Origin of the sequence: Pandoraea sp. NE5 (genome assembly GCF_024363545.1) — a bacterium.
Classification (GTDB): domain Bacteria; phylum Pseudomonadota; class Gammaproteobacteria; order Burkholderiales; family Burkholderiaceae; genus Pandoraea; species Pandoraea cepalis.
Window position 1 is genome coordinate 2,366,575 of sequence record NZ_AP025517.1, and the last position, 22,983, is coordinate 2,389,557.

Consider the following 22,983-nt stretch of genomic DNA (forward strand, 5'->3'; position numbering starts at 1 on the left):
GTGTCGTTTGGGTCGCGACCCGGCTCAGAACTTGAAGCTCGACGGCTTCGTCGCGACCAGATAGGCCACTTGCGTCTCGAACAGGTTTTCGCGGCGGTATTCGGTCTCGGACACGCGCGTGATGAGCACGGCTTCCATGACCGGGCTACCCCCGATGAACGCTGCCAGACGGCCGCCCACTTTGAGTTGATCGAGGAACGCCTGCGGCAGCTCGACCAGCGCGCCCGAAATGGCGATCACGTCGTAGGGCGCGGCGGCGCTCCAGCCTTGCGCGCCGTCGGCGTTGACGACTTCCACGTTGGTCACGCCATTGGCGCGCAGCGTCTGCTGGGCCGTCTGGGCGAGGTTGGCGTCGAACTCGACGCTCGTCACGTGGTGGGCATTGTAGGCCAGCAGTGCGGCCATATAGCCCGACCCCGTGCCGATTTCAAGCACGTTCTCGTGCTTCTTCGGCGCGAGCGCTTGCAGAATGCGCGCTTCCACACGCGGAAACATCATGTGCTGGCTCTTGTCGGCAATCGCTGCGCCCGGCAGCGGCAGTTCGACGTCGGTGAACGCGAGTGCGCGCTGGGCCGTCGGCACGAATTCCTCGCGCTTGACGAGCTTGAGCAGATTGAGCACTTCTTGGTCGAGCACATCCCAAGGACGGATCTGCTGCTCGATCATGTTAAAGCGGGCCTGTTCGTAATTCATTTCGATTACCGTGGGTAGTAGGCAAACACAACCCAGCATTTTACCAGTTCCGGGCGGTAGTCATGTGACTGCGTGAACTTTTGTCGCCTCGGCGTCGTCAGCCGCCCTGGCCACGCGATGCAGATAGGCGCCGCACATCGTCGCCATCTGATCGGCGATCTGGCTGGCGAGCGTCGCATAACAGGTACCTGCGGGCGCGCGATTCTCAAGAATCGCCTTGATGGGCCCGGTCATCGAGTTCAGGAACACGAACGCGACGGTCTCGGGATCGTCGAAATGCGCGTTTTGCGCTGTTTTCAGCATAGCGACGACGGCCACGTGCATGCGCGTGGACGCCCCCGCAAACACTTCCCGCCCATCGAGATCTTCCGAGAGCCGGTACAGCGCCTGGGCTTCTTCGATGTCCGTCATCTTCGCGCCGACATACGCCTTGGCGAGCGTCTGCGCCATCGTTTCCAGCGGCTGGGCGTGCGAGGCCAGACAGGTCGCCTCCACCGTCTCGACGATCCGGTCGATGTGCCGCCCGAGCACCGCATAGAGCAGTACCTGTTTGTTCTGGAAATACTGGTACAGCGTGCCCACCGACACGCCCGCCCGTTCGGCCACACGCGTCGTGGTCAATTGACGCCCGCCATCGAGCAGCAAAACCTGAAGCGCCGCTTCGAAAATGGCGTCGATGGTGACCCGCGAACGCGCCTGCTGCGGCGTCTTACGGGGCGTTGCGGGGCCTCGGCTGTCAGCTTTCATATGCGAATGGAAAAACTGAAGGATTCTTCATAAACTCGATGCTAACAAATTTGCGTGCGGCCGGGCGCAACACAACAGGTCAATCGACGGGAGCAGGGATGAAACGGGACGCCATCGAGAATACGGTGCGCGCGGATGCCGAACGCCATCTGGGACGTGTGGCGCTGGTCACGGGCGCGACCCGGGGTATTGGGCAGGAAGTCGCGCGCGGGCTGGCCGAGGTGGGCATGACGGTGCTGGTGGGCGCGCGCGAGCCCGCGAAGGGCGACGAGGTGGTCGAGCCGTTGCGCAAGGCGGGTTTTCAGGCAGAGACGCTCGTGATCGACCTGCTGCAGCCCGAGACGTTGCATGCGGCGGCCTATCGGATTGGCCGCTACTACGGTCGACTTGACCTGCTGATAAACAACGCGGCCGTGACCGATCCGCGCGACGACGCGCCTGAGAAAGCCTCCATCGAAGCCGTCGAGCGGGTGTTCGCGACCAATTTCTTCGGCACCTTGCGCGTTACGCAAGCCATGCTGCCGTGGCTCGCGCGCTCCGCGCGGGCGCATATCGTCAATGTGTCGAGCGGCCTGGGCTCGCTGGCGCACAACAACGATCCGGCGTGGGAGCATGCGGCGTTCCGGCAGATCGGGTTCAACGCATCGAAGGCGGCCTTGAACATGCTGACGGTGCAGCTCGCGCAAACCTTGCGTGAGACGTCGATTACGGTGAATTCGGTCGATCCGGGCGCGCCCGCCGATCTGACGGTCGACGCGGCCGGCAAGCGTGCGCGGCAGGGGGTGGCGCAAGGCGCGCGCAGTGTGCTGATGCTGGCGCTCGGCGAGCGCGGGCCGGTGACGGGCGGCTTCTTCGACGGCGCGGGCCGCTTGCCGTGGTGAGCGTCATGCAGTGTCGTCCTCACTGCGCGGCCTGCTGCATCGCGCCTTCCATCTCGACGCCGATTCCCGGCATGCCGAACGGCAAGCCGGCGAACACCCGTTGCGTGCAACTGGACGACGAAGACCGTTGCCGGATTTTCGGCAGCCCGCTGCGTCCGGCGGTCTGTGGATCGTTGCAGCCCTCGGCCGAGATGTGCGGGAACGATCGTGCGCAGGCCATCGCCTGGCTAACGCAGCTCGAGACGATGACCGCGCCGGCGACGCCGTAGTGGCGTGCCGTATGCGAATGCTATAGTCGCGCGTGTCGGGCGCCAGGCGCCCAGTCGCGGACTTTGTCATGCCGGGTAGTGCTCATCCAGATCAGCGAATTCGTCAGCAGTGCGACGGGCTTGCGTCGCAGGACGCCTTGCGCCTCCCGAGTCGCCTCACGCGCCGTCGTTGGCTGGCGCTGGCTGGCGCGACGGCGCTCGCCGCAGGGCTGAGCGCCTGCGCGGGGTTGCCTTTCGGCAACGACTACACCTTCTCCGAAAGCCAGTTGCAACGCGCGCTCGACCGGAAATTTCCGTTCGACCGTCGCGTGCTGGCGGTGCTCGACGTGAACCTCTCGCATCCGCGTCTGACCTTGTTGCCGGCACGCAATCGTCTGGCGGTGTCCGTCGACGCGACGGTGACGCACCCGTTCGGTGGTGCGCCGCTCACCGGCACGCTCGCCATCGAGAGTGCGCTGGCGTACGACCCGGCGACGATGTCGGTCGTGCTGCGCGATCCGGAGGTGGAGACGTTCACGGTCGACGGTCTGCCCGAACGCTGGTCGCGTCAATTGAACGCCGCCGGGGCATTGATCGCGACGCAATGGCTGCAGGGCGCGCCGCTTTACACGTTCAAGCCCGAGCAACTGAACATCGGCGGCGTGGCGCGACAGCCGGGCGCGATCACCGTGCGCTCACATGGCGTGAACGTCAAACTCGATGCGCGTTGACGCGGTCCGTCCGACGCGGCCTGGCGCATCGCTCTCGCTTCCCGTATTCCCCTATTCGCAATTCGCACCTTCTCAGGAACTCATTGCATGGACTTGTTGCTGGCGTTCAAAGCCCTCATTCTCGGTGTCGTGGAAGGTCTGACCGAATTTTTGCCGATCTCCTCGACCGGGCACCTGATTCTGGCGGGCAGCCTGCTCGACTTCAACGACGAGAAGGGCAAGGTCTTCGAAATCGTGATTCAGTTCGGCGCCATTCTCGCGGTGTGCTGGGAGTATCGCGAGAAGATCGCACAGGTCGTGGCCGGCCTCGGCAGCGATGCCAAGGCGCGCCGCTTCGCGGTGAACGTGATCGTCGCGTGCCTGCCCGCCATCGGGCTCGGCCTGTGGCTCGGCAAGCACATCAAGGCCGCGCTGTTCAACCCCACCGTGGTCGCCACGGCGTTTATCGTCGGTGGCGTGGTCATCCTGCTGGTCGAGCGGCATAACCGTCGCAACGCCGAAGCGGGCAAGCGCCCGCGCGTGAATTCGATGGACGACCTGTCAGTCGTCGACGCCCTGAAAGTCGGCCTCGCGCAATGTCTCGCGCTCGTGCCGGGCACGTCGCGCTCTGGGGCGACGATCATCGGCGGCATGATGTTCGGGCTTGAGCGCAAGGTGGCGACCGAGTTCTCGTTCTTCCTCGCCATCCCGATCCTGTTCGGCGCGACCGTCTACGAACTCTACAAGGCGCGCGCGACGCTCTCGGTCGACGACTTCAGCCTGTTCGGCATTGGCTTCATTGCCGCCTTCATCAGCGCCTTCATTTGTGTGCGCTGGCTGCTGCGCTACATCGCGTCGCACGACTTCACGGCGTTCGCGTGGTATCGCATCGTGTTCGGTCTCGTGGTGCTGGCGACGGGCTACAGCGGATGGGTGGTCTGGGCCGACTAAAAAAATGGGGCACCGCGTGGTGCCCCTTGTCGTCTCTGGCGACGCGTCTCAGCCGCGTTTGCGGAACACGAGATCCCACACGCCGTGACCGAGGCGCAGGCCGCGATTCTCGAACTTCGTCACTGGACGATAGTCGGGACGCGGTGCATAGTCGGCCGCCGTGTTTTCAAGCGTGGGTTCGCCGCCGAGCACTTCGAGCATCTGCTCGGCATATTCCTGCCAGTCCGTTGCGCAGTGCAGGTAGCCGCCTGGCTTCAGGCGCGACGCGAGCAGCGCCACGAACGGCGGCTGCAGCAGGCGGCGCTTGTGGTGGCGCTTCTTGTGCCACGGATCGGGGAAGAAAACGTGCACGCCGTCCAGCGAGCCTTCGGGCAGCATGTGCTGAACGACTTCCACGGCATCGTGCGCAATGATGCGTACGTTCGACAAGGGCGTTTCGCCGATGCGCTTGAGCAATGCGCCCACGCCCGGCTCGTGCACCTCGACGCCAAGGAAATCGTCTTCCGGACGCAGCTTGGCAATGTACGCCGTGCCGTCTCCCATGCCGAAGCCGATCTCGAGAATGCGAGGCGCATCGGCGCGCGCGAAGGCGGCGGGCCAGTCGAGCGGCTCAGGCGCGTAGGGCAGCAGGAACTGCGGGCCGAGGACGTCGAACGCGCGCTTTTGCGCCTCCGAGCTGCGCCCTGCGCGACGCACGAAGCTGCGAATGCGGCGCGGGTGCGCCACGTCGTTCGGATCGACGTGCGTGGCGTCGTTGCCCGTGGCATTGGATTGCGACGCGCCCAAGTCGGCGTCGTCGTCGTGGGCCGGTGGCGCGTCGTCAGCCGGCGGTTGTCCGTGGTTCGTCATGGAAACAAAAAGCCGTCTGGGCGACGGCTTGTCGAGGAATGCTGCGGCGGGCGGCACATCCGGCATTGCGGCCTGAGTCGGCACCCAACACGATGATTTTTCGAAAGTTTTTCCCGTGCCATGGCGGCGGGAACGGGCCCGATTATCTCCCGGAACGTCCTTCACTGGCAAGTTGACGTCGTGCACAAGCCAGGCAAGCGGCCCGCAATGAGCGTAGACGCATGGCACGAGGGCCCGGAATCTGTGCCTGCGAGGGCAACCGACGCGGGCTATGTCCGCGCAGGCGTTAGCGCGTCTTCGTGCGCGACGGCTTGGCCGCCACGCGAGCCGCCGGCTTGTTGCCAAGCACGCCGGTGGTCTCCATATCTTCGAGCCAGGAGAGCGCGTCGGCGTGGCGCAGGAAGTGCCGCAGATAGTCGGGCGAGATGTCGTGCATCAGCGACAGTGCGCGGTGCACCAGATGACTGGAGTTGAGCGGTCCGGCGTTCTCCGGCACCTGGGCAAGCGACTGACGCAGATTGCCGTCGGTGCTCACTTTCGACCACGTCTCGCGGAAATATTCGAGGACGTCGAGGTCGTCGAAGGCATCTTCAGTGGCGATGACCGTCGGTGTAAGCGCCACGGGGGCGGGCGGCGCGACGGGGCGTTTCGGCAGTGCGGTGGTCCCGCTGACCGGCTGAACGGTATCGGTGGTGCTGGTGCTGGAGCCATCGCGCAGCGTCTGGCCTGGCGGCGTTGCGGCTTTAACGGTGTGAGACGTCGTCGGCGGCGCGGACCGTTCACGGGTGGGGGCCACGCGTTGCGCAATGCTCGCCGTCAATTCCGCAAGCGGTGAGGCGAGACATTGTGTCGTCGGGGCGGCCGCATCGGCGGATGCGGGCGATGCGGGTGATGCGTCAGATGCGTCAGATTCGGCGCCGGCCGCGCCAAGCGACTGCGTAAACGCGTCGACGAGTGCCGTCAAACGTTCGTCGAGCACGCGTCGCACGTCGCCACGAAAGGCACGGCTGCGCAGCGCCAACGCTTCGATGCGATGAAAGCGCACCGGGTCGCGTTTGTCGGCCCCGTGCGCCCGCCATGCGGCGAGTTGCTCGGACAACGTGTCCGTTGCCTCGTGCGCCTGCGCGGCGCCAGCCTCGGCGGGCATCGCGTCACGCATGGGGCTTGCCCGCGTTGCTGGCGCTGCTGCGTGGCATCGGCGCGATTTCCACGCGGCGGTTCTTCGCGCGACCGGCCTCGTCGCGGTTCGACGTAACGGGCTGTTCCGAACCAAACGCCGCGGAGAAGACCGACGACGGCGGCACGCCCGCAGCGATCAATTCGCGCGTCACGGTGAGCGCACGCTGGGCCGACAACTCCCAGTTATCGGCAAATCGCCGGTTCGTTTCGCGCACCTGTTGATCGTCGGTGAAGCCGCTGACCATGAGAATCTCATCGCTCGCACGGAGATAGGCGGACAGCGGGGTGGCCAGGCTACGCAGCACTTCACGCCCCTGCGGTTGCAACTGGTCCGAGTTCAGCGCGAAAAGCACATTGCCGCTGATGCCGATACGACCGTTCACCAGTGTGACGCGCCCGCCTGCGAGGGGGCCGGCCAGCGCTTTCTCGAGCGTCTCGCGGCGTTGTGTTTCGGCCCGGCGCTCCTTCACTTCACGATCGAGCTTGGCGGAGAGTTCAATTTGCACGCCGATCACACCGAGCATGATGAGCACGAACGCGCCGAGCATCACCGACATCAGGTCGCCGAAGACGGCCCATGTCGGCGCTGCCGCACCGACCTCGCCGCTGTCCCCGATGTCCGCGTCGAAATCGTCTCTCATGCTGCCGCGCTACCCGGTTGTGAGCGCGTTTGCGCCAGTTCCTGAAGGTTTTCGAGGATCTGCTTTTGCGACATCACGCTCAGCTCCACGACTTCGCGTGCCTGCGCAACGTAGTAGCCGAGTTGTTCGTCGCTGCGCGCCATCGACTTGTCGAGCGCGGCTTCGATGCGTTGCAGATGGTCGAGCAGTTGCGCGTTCGATTCGCCGAACGATTGCACGGCGGCGCCGAAAGCGTCGCCCAGGCTCGCGATTTCCACCGCGCTGCCGGTGACCTGCGCCGACGCGGCGGTGAGCTTCTCCGTTTGCGCGGCGATGGCGTCGCCCAGATGCGTGCCGGCACGTTCGAGCAGTTGTGCGGACGTCGTCACCAGGTCGTCGACCGCGGCGCGTTGCTCGTTGCCCGCGTGCTTGACGGTGTCGAGAAGCGTGCCCAGCGTGTCGAGCAGACGCGAGCGCTCTTCGAGCATGGCATTGTCGCGCACCATGCTGTCCGAGAGTTTCTGGCGCAGCTCGCCAATGATCTCGGCGGCGGCCTTCGGCGCCTCGGACGCGGTCTGCACCAGACGCGAAATTTCGGCGAGCGTGTCGCTGGCGTGGGCGCGCGTCTGTTCGGACATCTCCAGCGCGGTGCGCGCGAGCGTGTCGCAGATGGCCTGTTGCTGGCTGGCGCTGTGCTCACCGACCTGCTGCCATTCCGAGCGCAGCGTGGCGAGCGTGCCTTCGAGCGTTTGCGTCCACGCCGACAGGCGTTGCGTTTCGCGCTCGGCCGTGGCGTCGTGATGGGCCGCGTTGGCTTCCTGAAGCGCTTGCAGCAATGACGCGCTGTGGTCCGTGAAGACGCTGGTCGTCGCGGCCACGAGTTGCTGGTTGCCGTCGGCCAGCCGTTCGCTCGTGCGCGCGTGCTCCGCGATCGCGTCGCGCCACGTTTGCGCGACGTGGGTCGACGTTGCATCCATCTGCGCCGAGACGCTTTGCAGCAATTGCGACGCGCGTGCCTCGAAGGTGTCCGCAAAGCGGGCAAGCGCGCTTGCCAGATCGCGGGCGAGTGCGTCATTGGCGGACTGTTGCGCGGTGAGGGCTTGCTTCCACTCGCCGGACACGACGCTGGCCGTCTCCGACACGCTGTGCATCGCGCCTTCCGTGCGCAGGCTCACGCCATCGATCAGGTGCGCCGAGCGTTGCTCGAAGGTGTCGGTGAAGCGCGCGAGTGCGGCGCCGAGTTCGGTATTCAGGGCGGCGTTGGCTTGCTGTTGCAGCGCGATCGATTGATCCCACGCCTGGGCGACGCGCTCGTGCGCGCCGCTGACGTTTCCGCTGGCGGCGTCGAGCTTGGCGGCCACGTCGCCGAGCAAGGCCGTGGAGCGGGCTTCGAACGTCTGGGCGAAGCTTTCCAGCGCAGTGCCGAGGTCTTGCGTCAGGGCGTTGTGCGAACGCTGCTGCTGGGCGAGGGCTTGCTCCCATGCCTGGGCGACGGTCGTCTGCGCCGTGGCGATGCTGCCGGTCGCATTGTCGAGACGCGAGGCGACATTGGCCAGCAGGTCGGTGGAGCGGGTCTCGAAGGTCTGGGCGAATTGCGCAAGCGTAGCGCCGAGATCCCTGGCGAGCGCATCGTTGGTCTGATGCTGTGCCGCGAGCGAGGTTTCCCACGTTTGCGCAACGCCGGCGTGCGAGGCGCTCACTTGCCCGGCTGTGGTTTCGAGACGCGTGGCGACTTCGTCGACGAGTTTGGCCGAACGGGCCTCGAAGGTTTGTGCGAACTGGGCCAGTGCGCTGCCGAGTTCCTTGGCGAGGGCATCGTTGGTGCGCTGCTGCGCGGCGAGCGACGTCTCCCACGTTTGCGCGACACCCGCATGCGCGGCGCTGACGTGTCCGGTCACGGTTTCGAGCCGGGCGGCGACGTCGTCGACCAGTCGGGATGAGCGCGTCTCGAAGGTTTGCGTGAATTCGCCCAGCGCGGCGCGCAGATCGGTGGCAAGCGATGCGTTGGTGCGCAACTGAGCGTCGAGCGAATCCGTCCAGACATTTGCCACGCGGGCGGTGGTGGCCTCGAAGCGATCCGACAGACCGTCCATTCGATCCTGCATGGCGGTGGACACGGTCTGGTGCCACGAGGCCGACTCGCGCGCGAGGCTGGCCATCGTCGCCTCGACCTCGGGGCGGATGGCGGCACTGGCCGCGTTGGCCGTCGTTGCCACGCTGTCCTTCAGGTACTGCTGCATGGCGTTGGTGAGTTGCGCGTACGAGGCGTCGGTCTTGGCGTGCAGGGCGTCTTGATTCGCGACGAGCCGTTCGCCAAGCGACTGACTCTGGCGCTCCATGGCGGCCATCATGTCTTGCAGACGGTCGACGAGGGCGGGCATGACCGTCGCCTGCTGTTGAAGCAATTGCAGCGTGGTGTCGCGCTGATGCTGTCGCGAGAAGCCGCGCAGCGTCGTGACGATGCGCGCGTCGAGCGATTGCACGACCTGGGCGCGTTGCTTGCGGGCGAGCGCGGCGAGCAGGCCGAGCATCGCCGACGTGGCGACCCCGGCCACCGACGTACCGAACGCAAAGCCGAGGCCTCGGACGGGCGATGCGAGCGAGGCGCGGATGGCTTCGAGATCGGTGGCGCCTTCGAGCGCGAGACCGGTGCCGCGCAAGGTGGCGGCCATGCCGAGGAAGGTGCCGAGCATACCGAGCAGCACGAGCAAGCCGACCAGATAGGGCGTGAGGGCGGGGCCGGGCAGGCCGACGCGTTCCCCTTCGACGCGCAGACGCACGGCGGTGCGCAGGCCGGCCGGCAGCGTGTCGAGCCACGACGGCAGCGACGCGGGGGGTGAATTCAGGCCGGAGACGGCGTTGGCGAGAGCGTCCGTGGCTTGATGGAAGCGTTTGAGTTCGAGGGCGCCGAAGAGATAGACGGCGGCGATGAGCAGGGCGACGGCCAGCGCGAGCGGGTTGGTGCCTGCATAGCCGATGGCGATCCAGCCGACGACGGCCAGGCCTGCGACAAAGGCGACGAGATCAACGAGGTAACGGGTCATGTTGTCCGGGTTCACTAACGTTTTCGCCGGGGGGCGCCGAGGCGAGGGCGGCGATCAGCCCTTCGATCGGTTCGAGGCGTATATCCAGTTCTGCGAGCAGGATGCTCTGCATGTCCCGGTGAAAGGTGTCGAGCCATGTGCCGGCGGGCGCGAGTGGTGGCGCGCCGGGCACGCGCGGGGCGGCCATGGCGGCTTGTTCCGTATCGCGCAGTCGCACGAAGTGCCCTTCGAGCAGATTCGGTACACCGGCGAGAAGTGTGCGCTCACGGGCGGCCATCACACGTTCCATGACGGCGTCGACGCTGGCGAGTCGGGCGGCGTGCGGCGCACGCCGTGCCAACTGGCCGCGCAGGCGGGTGCGCAGGGCGCTGATCGCCGTATCCATCGTCTGTTGCGAGGTCGCGTAGCGCTGACGATAGGCGGGGAATTCCGCGAAGGACGCGGCTCGTTGACGCTCGGCGGCGCTCGGGGCGCGGATCTGCCCGCCGGGCGCGGCGGCCAGGCCGCAATCGCGGGCGATGGCGGCGGCGAGGTCTGCACGCACGCGTGCCAGTTCGCTGGCCGGATCGTGCGCAGCCGCGTGCGCGCCGGGCGTTGCGGCCGGCGGGGCGGATTTGAGGGCCGACGACAGGGCGATGGCGTCGGTCCAGCCCAGCCACTGGCTCATGCGGTCCGAGAGCGACGGCGCGGCCTCAGGTGGCGCGAACGTGCTCAGACGGGCCAGCGAGCGTATGAGTGTCGGGGCGCTGATAACGGGACGCCGGGGCACTTGCACCATTTCACTGGGGGGTCGAAAACCCAGCAGTTTACACTGCGCGCGCCCTTCGCTTGCCCTTTGCCCGTCCGTTGCCTCAGAAGCCCCAGTAGCACACGACGTTCTGGCCTGCGCTGGCGTCGCTCACGGACGGGCTGAAGCCATGCGTCCGGCTGCGGGCGAAGACGATTTTCGCCTGGCGCGCGTTGCCGCATCCACCGACGTAGTCGAGCGTGCCGATCCAGAGCTTGCGACCTCGCGCGCCGGGGTGCTCCCGTGACCACGTCAGCAATTCGCGCTCGACGGCGGCGTCGTACGTTGGCGCGTAGACCTCCTCGTGCGCAATGCCGTCAAGCAGCGACGTGAATGCGACGCCGCCGGTGATGCCTTGACGCGTTGCGGGGCCGGTGGCGTTCTGCATGACGAGGATCTTGTCGGGGAAAGCTTTGCGAAGTTCGCGCACCAGATCGAGCGCGCCTTGCTGGCAAGCGGCGTCGCAGGGGCCGTTGCGGGTTCGCACGCCATGCTCGATCAGTTCGAGATTGTCGAGATAGAAACCGTCGACGCCCTGCGCAATCAACCGTGGCGCGACGTACGACACGATGAGCTTGCGGTACGCCGGGTCGGACGGGTTCATCCAGGTCTCATCACGGTAGCCGTCATAGCGGCCCAGATGCGCGCGGCGGTTGCGGCCGCAGGGGAGGAAGCCGGCGGGGGCGTGCTGCCAGTACGAACGAAAGCGCTCGCAGGCGCCGAGATTGAGATAACTGATGACGCGGTTCGTGTCGTCGGCCTTGAGTGTGGCGATTTGTGCTGGCGTGACGTTGCCTTGATCAGGGTCGGCGTCGATATCGATGAGCCGGAAGGTTTTCGCCACGCGGGCGAGGTCGAGGTGGGCGACGTTGCCGTAGTAGCTGACCCATGGGGCACCGATGCCGATATCGCGCCCGGTCGGAAGGGGGGCTGCGACGGGGGCTCGCGTGTGGGGTTGCGCGGACGACACGAGGGCCGTGAGCGCGAGGAGAAAGCACAGAACGCAGCGCAGCCATGACATCGGGGCTCGCGCGCGCTGTGGGGATCCGTGTAGATTGACCTGCCGGGCGTGAGTCGTCATGGATGCGATGGACGCAAAAAAGCCGTCTGCAAGACGGCTGATCGATGAGTGCTACGAATGCTGCTGAAGAATTCAGTGGAGCGGGCGATGGGAATCGAACCCACGGCTCTAGCTTGGGAAGCTAGGGTATTACCATTATACGACGCCCGCGAAGATCGCTATTTTACGCGGGGATTGGGGTTCTTGGCAATCAGCGTGTTTCGTAAGTGTGTACGATTCTGGGGGGAGAGTCTTGGGATCGATTCCCATCGCTGGCGCTTTGGACCGACCGGCCTTTCGTAGACATCTTCGAGCCATAATTTATGGCATCCGATGAGGTCAGCATGAATGTAATGACCCAGCGAAACCTGCACAGGTTAAGCGGCTAATGCAAATGCCTCAGCCGGGGGTTTGATCCCAAGCGCCTGATGTGGGCGCCAGTGGTTGGAGAAGCGTATTGACGTCCCCTCAAAAAAACGAAGCGGCGAGAATTGCCTTTTTCCTTCCATCGCGTCCGCCATCGGAAAGTCAACACGCGCGTCAACGGATTCGTTCACGGTCTTGCGAGATATCCTCGGGACAGGATGGGGAATGTATCCACACGACAAGTCGCACGGATACACCGGCCCCCAATTCCTGGCCGCCGCTGCTCTGAGATCAAACAGTGGTCCCGAACACGGCCCCCACGCCCGCTGTCACTGCCATCGCAAAGGTGCCCCAGAAAGCCACGCGCAGCGCACTTTTGAAGAGAGGAGTTCCGCCAACGGCAGCAGCGGCAGCGCCGAGCAGGGCCAGGAAGATAATCGCCGTCGCCACGATCCAATAGAGCAGGCTCTGCTCCGGCGCCAGCAAAACCACGGCTAGCGGCATGGCCGCGCCCACGGCGAAGCTCCCAGCAGACGCCATTGCGGCTTGCAGCGGGCGCGCGCTCAACGTTTCCGAGATGCCCAGTTCATCGCGCGCATGCGCGCCCAGCGCATCGTGCGCCATCAACTGCGTGGCGACTTGATCCGCGAGCTGCTGATCCAGGCCACGCCGCACGTAGATGGCCGTCAGTTCCCGATGCTCTGCCTCCGGGCTGTGCCTCAGTTCCTCACGCTCCCGCATCAAATCCGCCGTTTCTGTGTCGGCCTGTGAATAGACCGATACGAACTCGCCGGCAGCCATGGACATGGCGCCTGCCACCAATCCCGCCACGGCCGTGGTCAGGATGCTGGCGTGGCTTGCATGGGCCGCGGCCACACCGGCGACCAGACTGGCCGTGGAAATGATGCCGTCATTGGCCCCAAGGACGGCGGCGCGCAGCCAGCCGATATGTTCAGTGCGGTGTCTTTCAGGATGGGCACGATGGTGAAACTTTGTCATTGAAGATTCCGATCCATGTGAAGTAGCTTTGGGCAATCCGTTCAGGCGCGACGCCTCGGGAATCCTACGAACCCGTGTGCTGTCGCGCATGACGTCGTCGGCAATGCCAGCGCCCCTGAGCCCATAAATACGTAATGTCGCCGCACCAGACTTGATTCGACGCCACCACATTGAACTCGCAATTTAATACGTTCGGAATGTCGATGCGCTCCAGCGTAGCGCGCATGTATGCGTGGTTGCCAGGTTGCTTTCATCATGGCCAGCAGATATCTACTGCGCGGCGTGATGCCTCGGCGTTCCTGGTGCAGTTGTTGAACCCGGCGGCGCAGAACCGACTCCGCGCCGCCGACCGACCGGCTGGCATTGACGTGACTATAGTGCTGGTCGAGGACTAGAGACGCAGCACTGTGCTTGAACTCAGGGGGAAACGTACGACGTTGCTTGCTTATCAGACACCTCTCCATGGCGAGTATTCTCGCCTAAATGGGTGTCCGGAGGCGATTAGACCGCTACAATCGACCACCACGACCCGCCAGCGATTTAGCGCAGTTCCGGCATTTTCAGCAGGGTGTCCTGTAGCTTGAGCATCGCGTCTGCGGCAGCTCGACGACCGGAGAGCGAAAAGTCGCTCTTGAATTCGCTGAAGTCTGCATGGCCGGTGCCGGTCACGGTCCGCGTGGCGAAAATCGTGCCATCCAGGTTGCGAATTTCGCACTTCAGATTCACCGTGAAATCCGTTGCGGGCCACGTGACCAAGCTTGCCGACGAGGAATCCGTCGTTATCGTCGGCACAATGACGTAGGCGAGCGCGCTTTCCTTCGTCGAGACAGCGACATCGACAGACTTCAGGCGTGTCACGTTCGTGAATACGTTCGAAAGCACCTTGTAGAAGGCGGTTTCGGCATCAGCGTACGGCTTGTAGCGGACCTTGTCGCCACCACCGCCGGGGGTCGTCACGATCAGTGCACGTGACTGATCGGTGATCACGTAGCCGACGTGCTTTTCAATGCGCGTGGCGCCTTCCGGTGCATCGATCGCCGCAATGTCGGGACTCATGCTGACCTGATGAGCGCAACCCGACGCCAGTGTCACGGCAAATACGACGCCCAACCATTTGAAAAATTTCATCTTTCATCTTCCCCAGTAGCTTGGCTTGTTTATTGGAGTGCTTTCAGAAACGCATCATCATCGAGCAATGACGTGAGCAGCTTCTGCACAAGCTTGGGGTAGGCCTCGGTGGCTCGCGGAATGGCAATGGCCGCAACGAAGTTCGACGACCACTCCGTCTCCACCGACTTTACCTGGTCGTAGCGCGTTTGATCGCCACGCGTCACGACAAAGCGTGCTTGGATGGTGCCCTTGCCTGTGGCGAGGCCGGCGTCGATGTCGTTCTCCAGCAAGGTGCCGGTAATGCGAACAGGCGAATCGGGTGAGAGCTTGCCCGCCAACGACAGCTCCTGCTTGATCGCTTCGGCGAGATACTGACTATAGGAGTCGCCATAAGGCGACGACATCGTCATCGCTCTCAGTGAAATACCGGTTTCGGTCTTCAAGCCGGGCGCCGGCGTGAATTTCCCGACTGCGGCCTTGTAGTCGCCGCCGATCTTCAGCTTGTCGACGTTATCCAATGACGCGCTGTAGTTCGGTGCAGTAGTGGAACATGCGCACAACATTGCGGTGAAGATCACCGCAACGGCAACTCCGATCTTCTTGAACATGAATCTCCCCGAAATACTGACGAACGCCCGAATACCTTGATGTGGCATCGTGGCGAGTTTTTAATTTATTTGTAATGCGAACAAATAATATTGGCTTGAATAATGTGGTGTCAATGGCATTTCACATGAAAACAGATCGATATGCGAACGATGCAACAAGCGACAATAGCGTGTGCTGTCAACCTGTGCCTGATGGATAGCACCTGGGGCGATCGAGACGCTTGAGGGGGGGGCTTGGCATTAGACTCGTGCAACGCCAGGCCCGCCGTAGGCGATGCCGAGCGAGTGCCCCGTTTGCGTGCGAGGTGCAAACTGTCGAACTGGCATACTTAAGCAAAGTTGAGCTACGTCCCCCGTTTCCACGCTCTGGAATTCAACCGAGCCACGCCCCATCCTCCGATTGGGCCTGAGTCGCATCCGTCTTGAGAGAGAAAGTCATGAAAGCAGCCATTGGACAATTCGCCGTTGCCGCAGATGCGTCTATCAACGCGCAGACCTGCCTGCAATGGATGGCCAAGGCACGCGCCGCCGGTGCAGACCTGCTGGTACTCCCCGAGGGCGTGCTGGCGCGCGACATCGCCGACCCTGACCTGGTGCGCCGCGCCGCGCAACCGTTGGACGGCGAGTTCGTGACCGCCTTGCGCGAAGCAAGTCGAGGCAACAACCTCACGACGATGATGACGGTGCACGTGCCCGCGACCGCCGACGGCAAGGTGTGGAATGTCCTGATCGCACTGCGCGACGGCGAAATCATCGCCGAGTACAAGAAGATCCACCTTTACGATGCGTTTTCGGTGAAGGAGTCGACGAACGTGGTCCCCGGTAACGAGGTACCGCCGCTGGTCGACGTCTGCGGCCTCAAGGTTGGCCTGATGACGTGTTACGACGTGCGCTTCCCCGAGCTGGCGCGACGCCTCACGCTTGATGGCGCGGACGTGTTGGTGTTGCCGGCCGCGTGGGTGAGGGGGCCGCTCAAGGAGGCGCATTGGGAAACCCTGTGCACCGCGCGTGCGCTGGAGAACACGTGTTATCTGGTGGCGTCGGGGGAATGCGGGCCCCGCAATATCGGCGCAAGCATGGTCGTTGACCCGTTGGGCGTGATTGTCGCGCGCGCGGCGGAAGCGCCCGCATTCCTGCTTGTCGACCTCGATCCGGCCCGCATCGCCGAAGCGCGTCGCGTGCTGCCTTGCAACGAGAATCGTCGCTTCGCGGCGCCGCAACTTTAGGGCGTGTCGGCCCGGCTCAGCGCATGGCAGAACGGCTGACGTGCCGGGCAAGCCGAGTGACGATGTCGGCCATGTCGGCCATGTCGGACGAAGCCACCATTACATCAACCGATTGCGCGCTTCGAGCAGCAACTGCGCCGCCAACTTGCCCAGCACCGTACTTGGCGCGTGTGTATCGGGCACGCTCGGCACGCACGCCATCCATTCGGTCAACGCTTCGGCCGGCATCGGGCGCGCAATCGCATACCCTTGGGCGATATCGGCGCCGAGAATCACGACCGCCTCGAGCATGCCCTCGTCTTCGATGCCTTCCACCACGACGGCCTTGTTCAACGAGTGTCCCAACTGGATCAACTGATAGGTGAAGCGCAGGGTCTCCAGGGGATCCCGACCGACAGCGCTCACGATGTCCCGGTCGATCTTGACCAGGTCGAACGGCACTTCGCGCAGGCGCGTCAGACTGCTATAGCCCGAACCCAGATCGTCCTCTGCCAACTGGATTCCCAAGGCTTTGAACTTCGCCAGCTCCTGCGATACGTCCACGCCGAGCGGGAAGGCATCGGTTTCCAGCACTTCCAGCGTCAACTGGTTTGGCGCGGCACCGCTCTTCTTGAGCGCCCGCTCCGTGACTTTGAAATAGCGGATGTCGCCAAGTGCGCTCGATGGCAAGTTCACGGAGACGCTCAGCGGGAAACCCGCCCGCAGCCAGAGGCGGCGCTGCGACAGTGCTTGCTCGAGCCCGCGCTTGTACAGCGTCAGGAAGTCCTCGGACGACAGTGCCGGGAAGAATTCGCCAGGTGCCAGAAGGCGATCGCCATCCTGCAAGCGGGCCAATGCCTCCACCTTGGTCACTTGCCCCGTTTTGAGATCGAGCAGCGGTTGATAGTGGATCTTCAGCGCGTCAGTCCCGAGAAGCTTGGACCAACGCTGCCGAACGGTATAAGGCACGGTGCGGGTATGGCCGGCCAGGCGCTCGGTGCCGGCAATGGCGAAGCCCAGAATCGTCTGCAACAGGGAAACGAAGGCAATCTGATCGGCGCCGGTCAGTGCGCCGGGCAAGGGGCTGTACAGGTTCAGTATGGCGGCCGTGGGTTCGCCCGGCTGGTGCAGGGGAATCGCAATGCAGGAATGAAAACCGACCGGCAAGGCCGCGGCCCGCCACGGCACCATCTTCGGATCGTTCGCAATATTGAGCGAGCGCACCACATGGCCACTGCGCCAGGCACGCCCCGTGGGCCCCTGACTGCCGGACGAATTGCCTACCGTGATGGGCGCCGTTTTTTCGATCCCGGCGAGATAGCGCTCGATGGTGCCGCCAGCCGCCAATTCGAAGCGAAACACCCCCTGACGATCCGGCCGGCCCACCGCACAGCCGGCGATCTCGTCGTGTTCACCCAGAATCTGGACTACCTGGCTAATCAGGTCGGTATAACTTTCCGTTCTCCACGCCAGCAACGTGACCCGCTGCAATACTGCATGACGGGAGATCTGCAGGCGCTGATAGGCCTCGGCCTGCCAGGCGAGATCCTGGTTCATGCGCCGGCTCAGCAGACATAGCGCCTCGCCATGCGCCGCTGTATCGATGTATTTGACGATGGCTTCGCCAAGGACCCCTCGGGCTCGAACCAGATCTTCCCAGTTGAGCCCGACAATGGCATGCGTACGCCCGGCCCTGATGGCTTGCGCACGATGATCGGCAGCCGTCAGCGAAGGCGCCGAAAGCGCGCATAGTCGCTGGGTTTGGCGCGATTTGGCGTACCGCATTTCCGCTGGCGTCAGGTGATTCAGAATACGCTGGGACGCCGGCAGGCATGCAAGTCCATCGTGGAACTGGCTGACGATCGCTGCGGCGTGGCGTTGCACCTCGGCGAAGAGCGCCGCGAGTTGTGGCGTCCCGGCCATGCCGTACATCTCTCGTCCCTCGCTCACGGACGCAGGATCCTGAAGCGGGTGCCAGAACTTTTCGACGTTCGCTGAAACACCGGGAGATTGCATCTCGTCGTCTTGCGTGACCATGAACGTCGGCGGATCTGTGGTTTGCCTTGAAGGAATTAACGACCGGCAGTTGGAAATCCGCAGGCCGCGTCCAGCGACGAGCATACTGCACGGCCGGCCGCCATGCTACCGTGGTTTCACCTGACGATCCCAGCGGGGATCGTCGACAAATAGATAGCGCACGGAGATGGATTGGCGAGAGCGCATCGGGCATGGAGCGCTGATGGCCGCGGAGAGAGGGTGCCGACAAAGGGTGCCGACAGAGCGCGCAGACACCTCGACACGCCGGCACGCTGACGTGCGGCAAGTCCTGGAGGCCGGCCGCGGCGATGAGCGGCCGCATTGTCGCGGTAAGGCGCTAACGCGTTACCGCGTTTCGATCAGCACCAGGCGGGGACGTAGGCGGACCGGCAGTACGATCTGCCATACGGCGTCAATTCGAGACGCTCGCCCACTCGGCAGACCAGTTCACGCGCCAGCAGCGCGTTAATGATGGCATCCGACGGGGGGTCGTCATTGCGAATGACGCGATAAATGGCAGCGACTATGGCCTGCTTCGACAGCGTGAGCATTCGTGCTCCTGACATGGATGAGATAACTGCGAGCCGCGTTGACCGACGCACATTTCGCGTCGGGCCTGAGATACCCGCACATGGCTCACGAACAAGATCGGTCGCGTAGCGATGGGCTATTGAGTTGGGTTGGTTTGTCGATGCCTGCAACGCTTTTGGACCGTGCACCCCATCAAACGACGTAGGTCGGTTCTCGCGAAGTGATCGAATTCGCTTCGATCGACTGATTGGATCTCGCAAGGATCGAGGAGATTGACGCGGTGTGGACTAGCGTCAGACTTGAGATTCTCTTTGTCACTTATACGCGTGTTCCGCGCATCGCGCAATGCTTTGTGCCGCCGAACGCCCGCCGACTGTGGCATCCGACGACACGCCCCCTGTCAGCCGATATGCGCGGCAAACCCCGTCTGTCCGGTGGCGACGTTGTCCTTGAGCGTGAGCGCCGGAATGTCGTATGCGCCGTGGTTCTGCTGCCGATAGGGAATCGGCGCCGTCGTGGCGAGTGTATCGAGACGCTCGCCCAGCTCGCGCTGAATCTGTGCAAAGCGCTCGGCGTCGATGCGTCCCGTACGGAAGGCGACGTAGGGCGGCAACACGTCGAACCCCGGGTAGAACAACATGCCGTGCTGAATCGGGAACAGCACATCGTCAATGGGACCGTTGATGCCGCGATCGCTGTAGTGCGAGTCCCAGCCGCCGGTCGTCACCACGAGCATTGCGCGCTTGCCCGCCATCGACCCTTCGCCGTAGCGGTCGCCCCAATGCGTATTCGAGTGCTCGCCAACGCCATACGCGAAGCCGTAGGCATACACGCGATCAAACCATCCCTTCATGATCGCGGGCATCGAGAACCACCACAGCGGGAATTGCAGGATCACCGTGTCCGCCCAGCGCAGCTTCGCCTGCTCGCGGGCGATGTCGGCGCGCTGCGTGCCGCTCGCGAACGCATGCTTCGAGTCGAGCGACGCATGGAACGGCTCGCGCGCATTGCGTTGCGGCGCGTCGTCCTCGTCGATGGTGCTCTTCCACTGCATTGCATACAAATCCGAGACTTGCACGTGGTGCCCGGCCGCTTCGAGTCGCTGCACAGCAAAGTCGCGTAATGCGCCGTTGAGCGAGCGCGGTTGCGGGTGGGCATAAACGATCAATACATTCATTTTTCAAACTCCGTTGCGATTGGGTTCATTCGACTCAGGGAACACAGGCAGGTTAGGCGCACGCAAGGTATATTGGAAATGAATTCCTGATATGCCAGGTATAACCATGAATAATTTGCGACGAATCGATTTGAATCTGCTGGTCACGCTCGATGTCCTGCTTACCGAACAAAACGTGACGCGTGCCGCCGAGCGGCTGTATATGTCTCAGCCGGCGGTCAGTGTGCATCTTGCGAAGTTGCGCGATTTGCTCGGCGATCCACTTTTGCTGCCGGGGCCGCGCGGCATGCGCCCCACCGCGCGCGCAGAGGCGCTGCGCGGGCCGTTGCGCGATGCGCTTGAATCGCTGTCACGTGCCGTCTCACCCGCTGCGGCTTTCGATCCGGCCAACGCCGACTTGACCTGGCGTATCGCCGCCACCGATTACACGGAGTCGACCCTGGTACTGCCAGTGCTTCAGCGCCTGCGAGCGGCGGCGCCACGCACGCGGCTGGCGGTGTTCGATCTGTCGCCGTCGCGCGTTGCCCGGCAGGCGGAGCAGGGTATCGTCGATATCGCGTTTCACACAACGGATGGCGCACCACAGGGCTTGCGTCGCAAGGCCCTGTTCGCGGAGCGCTATGTTCTGGTGGGACGGCGCGGGCATCCGAAGCTCAAACGACGGCCCACGCTCAAGCAGTTCTGCGAGCTGGAGCACGTCATTGTGTCGCAGGACGGAGGCGGCTTTCATGCGAGCACTGACGATGCCCTCGCGGGGCTAGGGGCATCGCGGCGCGTCGTCCTGTCCGTGCCGCATTTTCTCTTCCTGCGGTCCGCGCTCGCCAGCACGGATCTGGTGGCGATGGCCCCCGAACGCCTCGTTCGCGACGATCCGGCGTTGCAGGTGACGACGCCGCCCGTCGACGTGCCGGGCTTCGAGATCTCGATGTACTGGCACGAGCGTGTGCATCGCGATCCGTCGCATCAATGGCTGCGGGAATGCATCGCGAGCGTCGTGTGACGCTCAGCTCGGGCGAACGAGCGTGCGGCGCTCGTAGTCGCGCGATCCCATCTCGGCCAGTCGACTGATCGTGCGCGACAGATCGCGCCAGTCGCGCAGCGCATCGAGCGCGGGAATGAGCGGCATGTCGGACGCGATCAGCAACGTGCGTTGGCGGTCATAACAAATGTCGATCAGCCACAGGAATCGTTGCAGCGTGTCGGGGCGCTGGAGCCGTTCGACGTGCAGATCGCCCACGATCAAGGAGGGCCAGCGCTCGGCGAGCGCGAGGTAATCCAGATGCGAGCGATGTGCGACGCAAAGGTCGTCGAAATTGGCCCATAGCACGCGCGCGCCTGCGCTTTGTGCCGGCAGTGCACGGCCGGCGATCGTCACCGTCGACGGATTTGACGCGGGTCGCCCCTCCAATTCGGCATAACGCAGCGGCAAGAACTCGCGGGCGTCGTCGGGGGGCGCGATCCAGCGTGGTAGCTGTGCCGCTTCGCCGCCCATGCGGTAGTCGGTGGCGCCGTCGAAATGCACGACCGCGAAGCGTTGCAGAATCACGGCGATGGTCGGTTCGAAACGCTCGTGAAACTCGGGGTCCGGCAACAACTGCTGCGGCGCATAGTTCGACGTCAGCACCAGCCGCACACCCCGCGCCAGCGCGATGTCGAGAAATCGCCCGATCAGGAAAGCATCGGCAATGTCGTGGACGTGAAATTCGTCGAAACACAGTAACGCAACGCCGTGGAGCCAGCGATTCGCCACCGCCGAGAGTCGGTCGTCGCATGCCGGCTCGCGCACGAGTTGCCGATGGATGTCGCGCAGGAATTCGTGAAAGTGCACGCGCCGCTTCTCGCACTCGGCGACGGCGAAGGCGGCGTCCACAACGAGGCTCTTGCCGCGCCCGGGAAGTCCGTAGCAGTACACGCCGTCGAAGGCCGGCCTGGCGGTCGCCAGCAGCGCGGTGAGAGCGGCGAGGGCGTCGCGTTGACGAAGGTCGGGACGGACGTGGCGCTCAGCCAGCGCCCGCGTCACGCGCTCAATGTCGATCATGTAAAGCAGACTCCGGATAGCAGCAGCCGGCGTACCCGGCCGGCCAATGGGGGCCACTATACCGACGCTGCGCGGTTCCGGCTAATTTGGACTGCGGTGCGAAATCCGCGCATTTCGGCGTCGCCTGATCGCCCGCTCACCTCGTCGCCGCGATGGCATTGCGCAAAGACGCGGCGGATGCGCTAACGTATGGGCTCTGCGTAGGTCCGCATCCCTCAAGAGGACGTCAGGCATGTCTCACCCCTTCGATCCGGAACGCTATTTTCAGCGCATCGGTTACACCGGCCCGCGTGAAGCAACGCTCGATGTTCTGCGCGCCATCCACTCGCTACATCCGCTGGCCATTCCGTTCGAGAATCTCGATCCGATTCGTAGCCAGCCGGTCGACGTCGAGCTGCCGTCGGTCGTTGCCAAGTTGCTCGATGGCGGACGCGGCGGCTACTGCTTCGAGCAGAACGCGCTGTTCGCCAACGCGCTGACCCATCTTGGGTTTGTCGTCACCCCGTTGATCGGACGCGTCGTGTGGGGGCGTTCGTTTGATGGGGAAGCGCCGCTCACGCACATGCTGCTGCGCGTCGATCTCGACGGCGAGGCCTGGCTGGCCGATGTGGGTTTCGGCTCCGTCACGCTCACCGCGCCGCTGCGCCTGCATTCGGCGCAACCCCAGTCGACCCTGCTGGAAACGTTCCGACTGGAGACGGTTCGCACGGAGGACGGCGGGCCACCCAGCGAGTACCGCCTGAGCGTGCGCTCCGCCGACAAGTGGTTGCCTGTTTATCGCTTCGCGCCGAAACCCGCCGAGTGGATCGACTACAAGCTGGGCAATTGGTACACGTCGAGCGCGCCCGATTCCATCTTCCGAAATCAGCTCATCGTTTGCCGTGTGCTGCCGCTCGGACGCATTGCGCTACTCAACACAACGCTGACGGAGCGCTCGGCGCAAGGCGACGTCGTGGCGGAAACCGACATCGCGTCGGCGGCGCAACTCGCGCAAGTGCTGCGGGAACGCTTCGGCCTGAGGCTCGACGGCATCGACATCGATGCTTTGTACGACCAGGTGCGCGCCTGTGCCGCCAAGGCTGCTGGCTGAACGTTGTGGGCGCCATGCACTTGCCCGGCGTGTCAAACGACAAGGCCGCCTCC

General features: G+C 64.1%; 22 protein-coding genes, 1 tRNA gene and 1 pseudogene. 7 read left to right on the forward strand and 17 right to left on the reverse strand.

Annotation, left to right across the window (positions count from 1 at the left end; genetic code table 11):
* Positions 1 to 24: 24 nt before the first annotated feature.
* Together PanNE5_RS10830 and PanNE5_RS10835 are read right to left on the reverse strand one after the other, a co-directional pair.
* Complete coding sequence (locus PanNE5_RS10830; RefSeq protein ID WP_026131629.1) at positions 25 to 693, reverse strand: protein-L-isoaspartate O-methyltransferase family protein; 669 nt, start codon at positions 691 to 693, stop codon at positions 25 to 27.
* A gap of 60 nt (positions 694 to 753) precedes the next feature.
* Positions 754 to 1,440 (reverse strand): TetR/AcrR family transcriptional regulator, encoded by a 687-nt coding sequence (locus tag PanNE5_RS10835; RefSeq protein WP_017232118.1) that lies wholly within the window; start codon positions 1,438 to 1,440, stop codon positions 754 to 756.
* A 98-nt stretch (positions 1,441 to 1,538) separates the two neighbouring features.
* Here PanNE5_RS10835 and PanNE5_RS10840 point away from each other — a divergent pair, with 98 nt between their 5' ends.
* The 4 genes from PanNE5_RS10840 to PanNE5_RS10855 all read left to right on the forward strand — a co-directional run bounded on the left by PanNE5_RS10840 (position 1,539) and on the right by PanNE5_RS10855 (position 4,230).
* Entirely contained in the window at positions 1,539 to 2,321 is a 783-nt protein-coding gene (locus tag PanNE5_RS10840; protein ID WP_261939736.1) for an SDR family NAD(P)-dependent oxidoreductase, read from the forward strand.
* 5 nt (positions 2,322 to 2,326) lie between these two features.
* Entirely contained in the window at positions 2,327 to 2,590 is a 264-nt protein-coding gene (locus PanNE5_RS10845) for a YkgJ family cysteine cluster protein (protein ID WP_150563639.1), read from the forward strand.
* A 68-nt stretch (positions 2,591 to 2,658) separates the two neighbouring features.
* Positions 2,659 to 3,300 carry a DUF1439 domain-containing protein gene (locus PanNE5_RS10850; protein ID WP_261939737.1) on the forward strand — a complete coding sequence of 214 codons (642 nt, stop codon included), beginning with the start codon at positions 2,659 to 2,661 and terminating at the stop codon, positions 3,298 to 3,300.
* A gap of 87 nt (positions 3,301 to 3,387) precedes the next feature.
* Positions 3,388 to 4,230, forward strand: a complete 843-nt coding sequence (locus tag PanNE5_RS10855) for an undecaprenyl-diphosphate phosphatase (protein WP_017232116.1) — start codon at positions 3,388 to 3,390, stop codon at positions 4,228 to 4,230.
* 48 nt (positions 4,231 to 4,278) lie between these two features.
* On the opposite strand, the gene trmB is transcribed toward PanNE5_RS10855, so the two are convergent.
* From trmB to PanNE5_RS10910, 11 genes and pseudogenes are all read right to left on the reverse strand, one after another.
* A complete protein-coding gene (gene trmB / locus PanNE5_RS10860) occupies positions 4,279 to 5,079 on the reverse strand; it encodes a tRNA (guanosine(46)-N7)-methyltransferase TrmB (RefSeq protein ID WP_261939738.1) in 801 nt (266 codons plus the stop codon).
* A gap of 286 nt (positions 5,080 to 5,365) precedes the next feature.
* Positions 5,366 to 6,238: a DUF2894 domain-containing protein gene (locus PanNE5_RS10865; protein ID WP_261939739.1), complete on the reverse strand. Its 873-nt coding sequence runs from the start codon at positions 6,236 to 6,238 to the stop codon at positions 5,366 to 5,368.
* A complete protein-coding gene (locus tag PanNE5_RS10870; RefSeq protein ID WP_261939740.1) occupies positions 6,231 to 6,899 on the reverse strand; it encodes an OmpA family protein in 669 nt (222 codons plus the stop codon). The genes PanNE5_RS10865 and PanNE5_RS10870 overlap by 8 nt, the downstream gene beginning before the upstream one ends.
* The gene (locus PanNE5_RS10875) at positions 6,896 to 9,922 is read right to left on the reverse strand and encodes a DUF802 domain-containing protein (protein WP_261939741.1); all 3,027 of its coding nucleotides are present in this window, start codon (positions 9,920 to 9,922) and stop codon (positions 6,896 to 6,898) included. The genes PanNE5_RS10870 and PanNE5_RS10875 overlap by 4 nt, the downstream gene beginning before the upstream one ends.
* On the reverse strand, positions 9,903 to 10,700 hold the full coding sequence (locus PanNE5_RS10880) for a DUF3348 domain-containing protein (RefSeq protein ID WP_261939742.1): 798 nt from the start codon (positions 10,698 to 10,700) through the stop codon (positions 9,903 to 9,905). The genes PanNE5_RS10875 and PanNE5_RS10880 overlap by 20 nt, the downstream gene beginning before the upstream one ends.
* A 73-nt stretch (positions 10,701 to 10,773) precedes the next feature.
* Positions 10,774 to 11,730 (reverse strand): endo alpha-1,4 polygalactosaminidase, encoded by a 957-nt coding sequence (locus tag PanNE5_RS10885; RefSeq protein ID WP_261939743.1) that lies wholly within the window; start codon positions 11,728 to 11,730, stop codon positions 10,774 to 10,776.
* 136 nt (positions 11,731 to 11,866) lie between these two features.
* A tRNA-Gly gene (locus tag PanNE5_RS10890) sits at positions 11,867 to 11,940 on the reverse strand.
* A 486-nt stretch (positions 11,941 to 12,426) separates the two neighbouring features.
* A complete protein-coding gene (locus tag PanNE5_RS10895; RefSeq protein ID WP_261939744.1) occupies positions 12,427 to 13,134 on the reverse strand; it encodes a VIT family protein in 708 nt (235 codons plus the stop codon).
* Positions 13,135 to 13,237: 103 nt separating this feature from the next.
* Positions 13,238 to 13,583: pseudogene (locus tag PanNE5_RS10900) on the reverse strand (transposase); the annotation flags it as partial.
* 91 nt (positions 13,584 to 13,674) lie between these two features.
* Positions 13,675 to 14,262, reverse strand: a complete 588-nt coding sequence (locus PanNE5_RS10905) for a hypothetical protein (protein ID WP_261939745.1) — start codon at positions 14,260 to 14,262, stop codon at positions 13,675 to 13,677.
* Positions 14,263 to 14,291: 29 nt separating this feature from the next.
* Entirely contained in the window at positions 14,292 to 14,852 is a 561-nt protein-coding gene (locus PanNE5_RS10910) for a hypothetical protein (RefSeq protein ID WP_017234817.1), read from the reverse strand.
* A 437-nt stretch (positions 14,853 to 15,289) separates the two neighbouring features.
* On the opposite strand from PanNE5_RS10910, the gene PanNE5_RS10915 reads away from it, so the two are divergent.
* Positions 15,290 to 16,078, forward strand: a complete 789-nt coding sequence (locus tag PanNE5_RS10915; protein ID WP_017234818.1) for a deaminated glutathione amidase — start codon at positions 15,290 to 15,292, stop codon at positions 16,076 to 16,078.
* Positions 16,079 to 16,177: 99 nt separating this feature from the next.
* Here the strand turns inward: PanNE5_RS10915 and PanNE5_RS10920 are convergent, their stop codons facing one another.
* The 3 genes from PanNE5_RS10920 to PanNE5_RS10930 all read right to left on the reverse strand — a co-directional run bounded on the left by PanNE5_RS10920 (position 16,178) and on the right by PanNE5_RS10930 (position 19,802).
* Positions 16,178 to 18,007 (reverse strand): EAL domain-containing protein, encoded by a 1,830-nt coding sequence (locus tag PanNE5_RS10920; RefSeq protein ID WP_261939746.1) that lies wholly within the window; start codon positions 18,005 to 18,007, stop codon positions 16,178 to 16,180.
* A gap of 446 nt (positions 18,008 to 18,453) precedes the next feature.
* Complete coding sequence (locus PanNE5_RS10925; protein WP_017234820.1) at positions 18,454 to 18,645, reverse strand: hypothetical protein; 192 nt, start codon at positions 18,643 to 18,645, stop codon at positions 18,454 to 18,456.
* Positions 18,646 to 19,025: 380 nt separating this feature from the next.
* The gene (locus PanNE5_RS10930) at positions 19,026 to 19,802 is read right to left on the reverse strand and encodes an NAD(P)H-dependent oxidoreductase (RefSeq protein WP_261939747.1); all 777 of its coding nucleotides are present in this window, start codon (positions 19,800 to 19,802) and stop codon (positions 19,026 to 19,028) included.
* Between the two features lie 106 nt (positions 19,803 to 19,908).
* Between PanNE5_RS10930 and PanNE5_RS10935 the strand changes: the two genes are divergently transcribed.
* On the forward strand, positions 19,909 to 20,802 hold the full coding sequence (locus PanNE5_RS10935; protein WP_261939748.1) for a LysR family transcriptional regulator: 894 nt from the start codon (positions 19,909 to 19,911) through the stop codon (positions 20,800 to 20,802).
* A gap of 3 nt (positions 20,803 to 20,805) precedes the next feature.
* Here PanNE5_RS10935 and zapE read toward each other — a convergent pair whose 3' ends face one another.
* Positions 20,806 to 21,840, reverse strand: coding sequence for a cell division protein ZapE (gene zapE, locus PanNE5_RS10940; RefSeq protein ID WP_261939749.1), 1,035 nt, complete (start codon positions 21,838 to 21,840; stop codon positions 20,806 to 20,808).
* A gap of 232 nt (positions 21,841 to 22,072) precedes the next feature.
* On the opposite strand from zapE, the gene PanNE5_RS10945 reads away from it, so the two are divergent.
* The gene (locus PanNE5_RS10945; protein ID WP_261939750.1) at positions 22,073 to 22,930 is read left to right on the forward strand and encodes an arylamine N-acetyltransferase family protein; all 858 of its coding nucleotides are present in this window, start codon (positions 22,073 to 22,075) and stop codon (positions 22,928 to 22,930) included.
* Positions 22,931 to 22,983 lie beyond the last annotated feature (53 nt).